This is a genomic window from Mesorhizobium sp. M2A.F.Ca.ET.039.01.1.1, from assembly GCF_003998035.1.
GTDB lineage: Bacteria > Pseudomonadota > Alphaproteobacteria > Rhizobiales > Rhizobiaceae > Mesorhizobium.
In genome coordinates, this window is record NZ_RZRY01000291.1 from 1 (window position 1) to 7,601 (window position 7,601).

Sequence of the window (7,601 nt, forward strand, 5' to 3'; positions counted from 1 at the left end):
ATCGAGGCGCTCTACGGCTTGGACGAGATGGGCCAAGGCCTGCTGACCTCGATCAGGTCTGCTGTCGCCGCCGCGCTGGGCTGCGGCCGCGACGACATCAGGCCGGTGACCGGCGATACGGGCCGGACCCTGGAATCCGGCTCGACCACGGCGTCGCGCGGCGCCTTCGTCGTGTGGAAGGTCGCGGCGGAGACGGCTCCGGTGCTGGCCGAGCGCATCCTCGCTCGCGCGGCCGAACGCCTCGGCCGGAAGCCTGCAACCGTGGCGATCGCACCGGGCGGCATCGTCGAGCGCCATTCGAACAGCGGCGAGCTGCTGCTGAGCTTCGCCGCGCTGGCGGAAGGGCTCGATCCCGAAAAACTGCCGTTCGCGGCAACGAGTTTCGAGTTTCCCAAGTCTGACTATTTCGAGGGCAATGCCCGAATGATCTTCGCCTTCGGCGTGGCCCTGGCGCGAGTGGCCGTCAGCCGCATCACTGGGCAGGTGCGTGTGCTCGATCTCAGCCAGCATACCGCCGCCGGGCCAATCCTCGATCTCGCCGCCTATCTCGGCCAGATCGAAGGCGGCGGGCTGCAGGGCGTCGGCTTCACGCTGACCGAGCACGCCGCCATGCAGGACGGCCGCTACGTCACCGCCAACCTGGACACCTACATGATGCCCAGCATCGCCGACGCGCCCGAATCCGTCGCAACCTGCGCGCTCGAGGACCTCGACCCCGGCGACCCGTTCGGGCCGCGCGGCGCCGGCGAGCTCGGCATCGGCGCGGTCACGCCGGCGATCGCCAATGCGGTTGCCGACGCGACCGGCGTCTGGCCGCACGCCGCGCCCTTCGATGCCGAAAGGCTGCTCGACGCGCTGGGAGCGGCGGCATGATCGAGACGATTGCGGTCGCCTTTCGCCTCAATGGCGCGGACACGGCGATGCAGGTTCCGCCGGACATGCGCCTCATCGACATGCTGCGCGAGCGGCTGGGCCTGACGGCCAACAAGAAGGCGTGCGGCATCGGCCGCTGCGGCGCCTGCGCCGTGCTGATGGACGGGCGGCCGGTGAATTCCTGCCTGCTGATGGCATGGCAGATCGTCGGCGCGGACATCCTCACGCCCGAAGGTCTCGACGCCCTGCCCGAGGCGGCCATCGTCCGCAGCGCGCTTGCCGAGGAGAATGCCTTCCAGTGCGGCTATTGCGCGCCGGGCTTCACGATCGTGCTCACGGCGCTGCTGCGTGAGCACCTCGACGCCGACGAGCCCGCCATCCGCGCGGCGCTCGAGGGCAACATCTGCCGCTGCACCGGCTATCACTCCATCATCCGTGGAGCGCTCGCCGCCGCCAGGGCAATGGCGGACCGCAGCGCTCCGCAACCGACACACGGCTGAAAAACGGAACCCGGGCCTTGACCATCGCCATCCGCAACAGCGATCCCAGGCACGAAGGCGTGAAGGCCTTTCTCGCGCGACAACGCCTGCAGCACCTGATCGGCGGCCGATGGTACGACGCTTCCGATGGCGCGACCATGCCGGCCACCGATCCCGCCAGCGGACGCCTTCTCGCCAAGCTTGCGCAAGGCACCGCGGAGGATGCCGACCGGGCCGTAGGGGCGGCTCGCTGCGCGTTCGAGAGCGATGCCTGGCGCGGCATGACGCCCTCCGCGCGCGGCAAGCTCTTGTGGCGGATCGGCGAGGCGATCGACCGCCAAGCGGACGAGCTTGCTGAGCTCGAGACCCTCGACCAGGGCAAATCGCTGAAGACCGCGCGCTTCGGCGAAATACCGGCAGCCGCCGAGCAGTTCCGCTACTTCGCCGGCTGCGCCACCAAGATCCTGGGCACGACCATTCCCACCTCCATCTCGCACCAGCCGGTGGGAAAGAATATCTTCGCCTATACGACGCGCGAGCCGATCGGCGTGGTGGCGGCCATCACGCCGTGGAACTCGCCGCTGTTGATGGCGGCGATGAAGCTCGCGCCCGCACTGGCTGCCGGCTGCACCGTGGTGTTGAAGCCGGCGGAGGAGACCTCGCTCACGGCGCTGAGGCTAGGCGAGCTCCTGATCGAGGCCGGCCTGCCGGCCGGCGTCGTGAATATCGTCACCGGCCCGGGCGAGACGGTCGGCGCCGCGCTTGCCGCGCATCCGGGTGTCGACAAGGTCGCCTTCACCGGCTCAACCGAGGTCGGCAAGCTGATCGTCGTTGCCGCTAGCGGCAATCTGAAGAAGCTCACGCTCGAGCTCGGCGGCAAGTCGCCGGCCATCGTCATGCCCGATGCCGATATGGAGCTCGCGATCCCCGGCATCGCGCGCGGCATCTTCGCCAATGCCGGCCAGGTCTGCGTCGCCGGCTCGCGCGTCTACGCCCATCGCTCGATCTGCGACCGCCTGATAGAGGGGCTGACGGCGGAAGCGAAGAAGCTGAGGCTCGGTCACGGGCTCGACCCCGATACCGATCTCGGGCCGCTGGTCAACGCGGTCCAGGCCGAACGCGTCGCGGCTTATGTCGCGGAAGGCGAGCAAGCCGGCGCCGACATCGTTGTCGGCGGAAAGCGAACGGGCACCTTCTTCGAGCCTACCGTGGTCACAAGCGTCAGGCCGCGGATGCGCATGATGCGCGAGGAGATTTTCGGACCCGTCGTCGCCGTGACGCCGTTCGACGATCCCGACGAAGCAATCGCCTTTGCGAACGACTCGCCTTATGGCCTCGCCGCCAGCCTATGGACGCGCGATCTCTCCACCGCGCATCGTCTGTCTGCGCGCATCCGTTCCGGCACCGTATGGATCAACTGCCATTCCTACTTCTCGCCGGAGCTGCCCAAGGGTGGTCACAAGCAGTCCGGTTGGGGCTACGAGAACGGCGCGCCCGGCCTGGAGAACTATCTCGAGACGAAGACGGTGTGCGCCCTGGTCTGACGCGGTGCTTTTGTGCTGATGCACCGGTTCAGACTCCCAACCGGGAAAGACGTGGTCCTCGGCACCGGGAACGTTGAGCCATTTCAGGGCCGCACATCATGCGGTCGCGTTCACGAGATGGTCCGATACCGTCGAGATGAACGCGCGAAGACGCTGAAGACGCCGTAGGTCCCGGTGGTATCCCATCCAAATGTCTCGCGCTGGCGGCGACGTCGGCAGTTCCAGCCTGCGGATACCCGGGATCTGATTGCCGACCACGCGGGGCAGGACGGCGATGCCGACGCCTTGCCTGCACATACGCCCCTGGACGTTGCGGTTGTTCGACCGCAGGACCGGTCTCGCGTTGGGGAAACTCTCGATGAGCCACGCGATGTCAGGGAAATGGCCCGTGGATGTGTCATGGGTGATCAGCCGGAAACCGGTCCCATCGCCATATTTGGGATCAGGCGCCTCCTCGGCAATGTAGACGCCGTATTCGAGCCTGAAGAGCCGCCGCTGAACGACATCGGCAGTGTCGAACGGAACGATGCGAAAAGCGACGTCGGCCTCCCGCTGGGCGAGGTTGAACAGGCGTGTGCCGGTCAGGATTTCGACGTCTACATTGGGATAGGCCCTGGAGAAATCCGCCAGGATAGGAGGCAGGACATAGGCCCCGAACCAGTCCGCTGACGAAATGCGCAGACTGCCTTTGAGATTCTGCTCCTGCCCCGCAAGCCGGCGCTCCATGGCCAGCGCGCCTTCTTCCATCTGCTCCGCCAGCGCGATGATCCCGTGGCCCTCGTCGGTCAGAACAAGACCGTCCGCAGTCCGCTGGAAAAGCGTGTGACCGATCGCCTGCTCAAGTGCACGAAGGCGCCTGCCGACGGTCGGATGGCTTGTCTGAAGAGAACGCGCGGCGCCGCCTAGCGTGCCGGATCGCGCAATAGCAAGAAAGATTCTGACGTCACTCCATTCCATGAGACCGCCCACACAAAACTGAACGCCGAGAATACATTTATGTCAGTTAAAGAACAAATCTAAGCACCTAGATTCCCACCATCGGTCGGTCGGACCGTCTCTCGTGTATCACCCCATGTCATTCGGAAGGATCGGCAAATGTCTCTCAAGTCTCTCTATCTCGGTGCTGCGGCTCTTGCGGTGGTGTTCGGCGCGCCCTCCGCTTTCGCGCAGCCGGCCCAAAATGTGATTTTGGTCCATGGCGCGTTGGTCGATGGCAGCGGCTGGAAGGGCGTTTATGAGCGCTTGGTCGCCAAGGGCTTGAAAGTCACGGTCGTTCAGGAACCGAACACTTCGCTGGCGGATGACGTTCAGGCGGTTCACCGCGCCATCGAGCAGCAAAATGGGCCGGTCGTCCTCGTCGGCCACAGCTACGGTGGTCAGATCATCACCGAAGCCGGCGTCGACCCGAAGGTTTCGGCACTTGTCTATGTCGCGGCCATCGTCCCGGATGTTGGCGAGGGCGTAGGTGATGTGTTTGAGAAGTGGCCGAGTCCGACCGCGGACGCGTTCAAGGCGACTTCTGACGGCTTCCTGCTGTTCGACCCCGCGAAGTTCCGGGCGGGATTCGCCGCTGACCTGTCCAAAGCCGAGACGGATTTCATGACCGACTCGCAGGTGCCGGTTTCGGCGAAGATCCTCGGAACCAAGACGCAGCACGCGGCCTGGAAGACCAAGCCAAGCTACGGCATCGTGGCCGGGCTGGACATGGCTATCAGCGCCGAGGCGGAGCGGTCTATGTACAAGCGGGCAAGTGCGAAGGTCACCGAGGTGCCCGGTGCCAGCCATGCGGTTTATATCTCGCATCCGCGCGAAGTCGCCGATGTCATCGCCGAAGCGGCGAGCAAATGAAGCCGATGCCCTGATGTTCAGGCTCAGGGCTGCGGAAGTTTCGTGACCCATGCCCCGAAGCCACCCCTGTGGCTTCGGCATCGCGACCGTCCAACTCATCGGCGCGGGTCTCCCGATGCTTGAAGCTGTCCGCGGGGAGCTGAACAAAGCTGTCTCGGCGGGCCTCGGGGGGAAGGACTGGTCGTCATGGCCGACATGACGGCTCGCGGCGACGGCAGCGTGGCGTCGTCTGAAAACAACTCGGAGAAGAAGTAATGAAAACTTGGCTCATCACAGGCTGCTCAAGCGGCTTCGGCCAGCGGCTCGCGCTCGCCGCAGCACAGCGTGGCGACCGGGTCATTGCGACGGCCCGCAATGTCAAGATGATCGAGGAAATGGCCGAGCCTTTCGGCGGCCGCATGATCACCTTGCCGCTCGACGTGACGGATGCGGCGGCAGCCAAGGCAGCGGTCGCAAAGGCGGTCGAGACCTTTGGCGGGTTTGACGTGCTCGTGAACAATGCCGGCTACGCGCTGTTCGGCGCGATCGAGGAAGGCACGCCCGAGGAATATCGGCCGATGTTCGAGGTAAACGTCTTCGGTCTGATCGAAACCACCAGAGCCGCCTTGCCCGTCCTACGACGTTCGGGCGGAACGATCGTCAATATGTCGTCCGGCGCGGGCATCGAGGGCCGTGGCGGCGGAGGCTATTACCATGCCGCCAAATTCGCCGTGGAAGGGATTTCCGAAGCGCTCGCCGGCGAGCTGAAGCCGTTCGGCATTCGCGTGCTGATCGTCGAGCCTGGGCCGTTTCGCACCGATTTCCTTGGCCGTTCGATCACGATGGCGGCCAACGAGATGCCGGAATACGCCGCGAGCTCGCGCAGGCACTATCGCGAAACCAACAACGGCAATCAGGCCGGCGATCCCGACAAGGCGATCGCGGTCATCCTGCAGGCAGTCGATGCCGATGACGCCCCGCTTCATCTGCCGCTCGGCCCGATCGCACATGCGATCGCCGAGCGAAAGCTGGCTTCCTTTCGCAGCGATATCGACGCCTGGCGCGACATCACGATCGCCACCGATTTCGGCCAGCCCTAAGCGCTGGCCGCGAGCTCTGTTTGAACGTCAACATCGATTGGAAAGCGATCATGATCGCAACTTTGGAAGGGTTTACCCAGCAGATGGTGCCGGTGAATGGCATCAAGATCAACGCCGTCACGGGGGGCTCAGGCCCGCCGATCCTTCTGCTTCACGGTTGGCCGGAGACATGGTGGGAATGGCACCATGTGATGCCGCTGCTCGCCGAGCATTTCAGCGTGGTGGCCATGGATCTGCGCGGCGCGGGTTTTTCCGACTGCCCGCTTGACGGCTATGACAAGGCCACGATGGCGCGCGACGCGCACGAGGTCATGGTTGCCCTTGGGCATGAACGCTACGTCGTGTGCGGCCATGACATTGGCGGAATGGTGGCGTTGCCGCAGGCCGCCATCTATCGGGAGGCTGTTACCCACCTGGCCGTCCTGGATGTTCCGCTTCCCGGCTGGACCGGATGGGAGACGACAACCGCCAGGCTCTGGCACTTCAGCTTCCATATGAACCGGGATCTGCCCGAGCGCCTGATCCATGGCCGTGAATATGACTATGTTTCGACCTTCATGGCAGAGCGGTTCTACGATCACAGCACCTTCGATCCGGCGGACATCGCGATCTACGCGAAAGCAATGGCTCTTCCTGGCCTGGACCCGATATCGAACTCTTCGAAATGCACGGTCCCGAGCAAGCCCAGCCGATCCGGGCGAGCGACTTCGGCATTACGCACTTCGGTGTCTACACCGACGACATCGACGCATCGGTAGAGCGCTTCGAGAAGGCGGGAGGCACACCCCTCACCGCGCCGCGCGCTATTCCCTATGCAACCGAAAAAGGTCCTGGAAACAAGGTCTGCTACTGCCGCATGCCGTGGGGAACGACGATGGAATTCATCACCACGCCGGATCGCATGGCCTATCATGACCAGACGGATCTTCGCAGGTGGCAGGACGAGAACTGAGCAGGATGGTTCTCCAGCGACGCGGCGCCGGCCGATATGCCCGGATGGGCAAAATCACTCCCACTCGATTGTTTTTGACCCGGCGCAAAATTGATGCCAGCAATTCGGTCCCGAGATGAGACAGCCTGTGGGGCTACTCCCACGTTCGTCCTTATGGATACGTGCTTATTATTCCGGCAAAGGGATATATTTGCGCGAGCCGAAGTCCCCCGGTTAGGCCCGGCGCTTGCTGGCCTACCCTGCCAGCCTGCCGGGCCGCTCCTCGAACTCCGTCGCCGACTGCGGATGTACCAGCGGCGACGGAGGGGGCTTTGGGCACCTAGGGACAAGGCGTCCAGCCCTTTCGTTTCTCGGGCGTCAACGCGTGGTTGGTGAACTGCAGGTTCCGATCGTCCCGCCCTGCGCCGCGGCATTCGTGGCAGTACAGCACCTTCAACAAGTCCCAATGCATGCAGCCGTGGTCAGGCCCTAACCGCCGCACCAGTTCGGCGACATCAAGAACCGCGCGGCGCTGACAACCGAAGCAGTGGACCGACAATCCCGTGCCGGCCGCAAGTTTGTCACCGAGCGTGCTCTCTGAAAACAGATATTCTTTGCCCATGGCGATCCTTGTGGTGAAAAGGATCGCCGCACCGATGAGGGATTTATTCCTGCCCAAGCCGACCTTCAAGCTCTTTCAGGAAATAGGCTTCATTCAGGAGTTTTTCCCAATCCGTGCCGAAGCGCTCAATCAGATTGCGAGCCTGGGCTTCTGTGAGATTCGCCTCTCGTGAAAGTCGGCTAGCAAGAAGGTCGAATTCGGTGAGATCATTGTCCGGCAAACTGC

At 64.0% G+C, this 7,601-nt stretch carries 8 protein-coding genes and 2 pseudogenes; 7 read left to right on the top strand and 3 right to left on the bottom strand.

Annotation, left to right across the window (positions count from 1 at the left end; genetic code table 11):
- The 3 genes from EOA24_RS21060 to EOA24_RS21070 form a co-directional block, all read left to right on the top strand.
- The coding region (locus EOA24_RS21060) for a molybdopterin cofactor-binding domain-containing protein (RefSeq protein ID WP_145992539.1) at positions 1 to 873 on the top strand (873 nt) is incomplete at its 5' end.
- Entirely contained in the window at positions 870 to 1,373 is a 504-nt protein-coding gene (locus EOA24_RS21065; RefSeq protein WP_189343215.1) for a (2Fe-2S)-binding protein, read from the top strand. The genes EOA24_RS21060 and EOA24_RS21065, both read left to right, overlap by 4 nt.
- 17 nt (positions 1,374 to 1,390) lie before the next feature.
- The gene (locus tag EOA24_RS21070) at positions 1,391 to 2,896 is read left to right on the top strand and encodes an aldehyde dehydrogenase family protein (RefSeq protein WP_126078780.1); all 1,506 of its coding nucleotides are present in this window, start codon (positions 1,391 to 1,393) and stop codon (positions 2,894 to 2,896) included.
- A 96-nt stretch (positions 2,897 to 2,992) separates the two neighbouring features.
- Here the strand turns inward: EOA24_RS21070 and EOA24_RS21075 are convergent, their stop codons facing one another.
- A complete protein-coding gene (locus EOA24_RS21075; protein WP_126083504.1) occupies positions 2,993 to 3,853 on the bottom strand; it encodes a LysR family transcriptional regulator in 861 nt (286 codons plus the stop codon).
- A 180-nt stretch (positions 3,854 to 4,033) separates the two neighbouring features.
- Here EOA24_RS21075 and EOA24_RS21080 point away from each other — a divergent pair, with 180 nt between their 5' ends.
- The 4 genes and pseudogenes from EOA24_RS21080 to EOA24_RS42430 all read left to right on the top strand — a co-directional run.
- Positions 4,034 to 4,744 (top strand): alpha/beta hydrolase, encoded by a 711-nt coding sequence (locus tag EOA24_RS21080; protein ID WP_245491148.1) that lies wholly within the window; start codon positions 4,034 to 4,036, stop codon positions 4,742 to 4,744.
- A 254-nt stretch (positions 4,745 to 4,998) separates the two neighbouring features.
- Entirely contained in the window at positions 4,999 to 5,823 is an 825-nt protein-coding gene (locus EOA24_RS21085) for an oxidoreductase (RefSeq protein WP_126078782.1), read from the top strand.
- A gap of 50 nt (positions 5,824 to 5,873) precedes the next feature.
- Positions 5,874 to 6,461, top strand: a pseudogene (locus EOA24_RS21090) (alpha/beta fold hydrolase); the annotation flags it as partial.
- A gap of 2 nt (positions 6,462 to 6,463) precedes the next feature.
- Positions 6,464 to 6,775 (top strand): annotated as a pseudogene (locus EOA24_RS42430) (VOC family protein); the annotation flags it as partial.
- A gap of 319 nt (positions 6,776 to 7,094) precedes the next feature.
- On the opposite strand, the gene EOA24_RS21100 reads toward EOA24_RS42430, so the two are convergent.
- Both EOA24_RS21100 and EOA24_RS42435 read right to left on the bottom strand, forming a co-directional pair.
- On the bottom strand, positions 7,095 to 7,433 hold the full coding sequence (locus EOA24_RS21100; RefSeq protein WP_126078784.1) for a hypothetical protein: 339 nt from the start codon (positions 7,431 to 7,433) through the stop codon (positions 7,095 to 7,097).
- Positions 7,420 to 7,601: hypothetical protein (locus tag EOA24_RS42435; RefSeq protein ID WP_127410033.1), on the bottom strand; the 182-nt coding region annotated here is incomplete at its 5' end. The genes EOA24_RS21100 and EOA24_RS42435, both read right to left, overlap by 14 nt.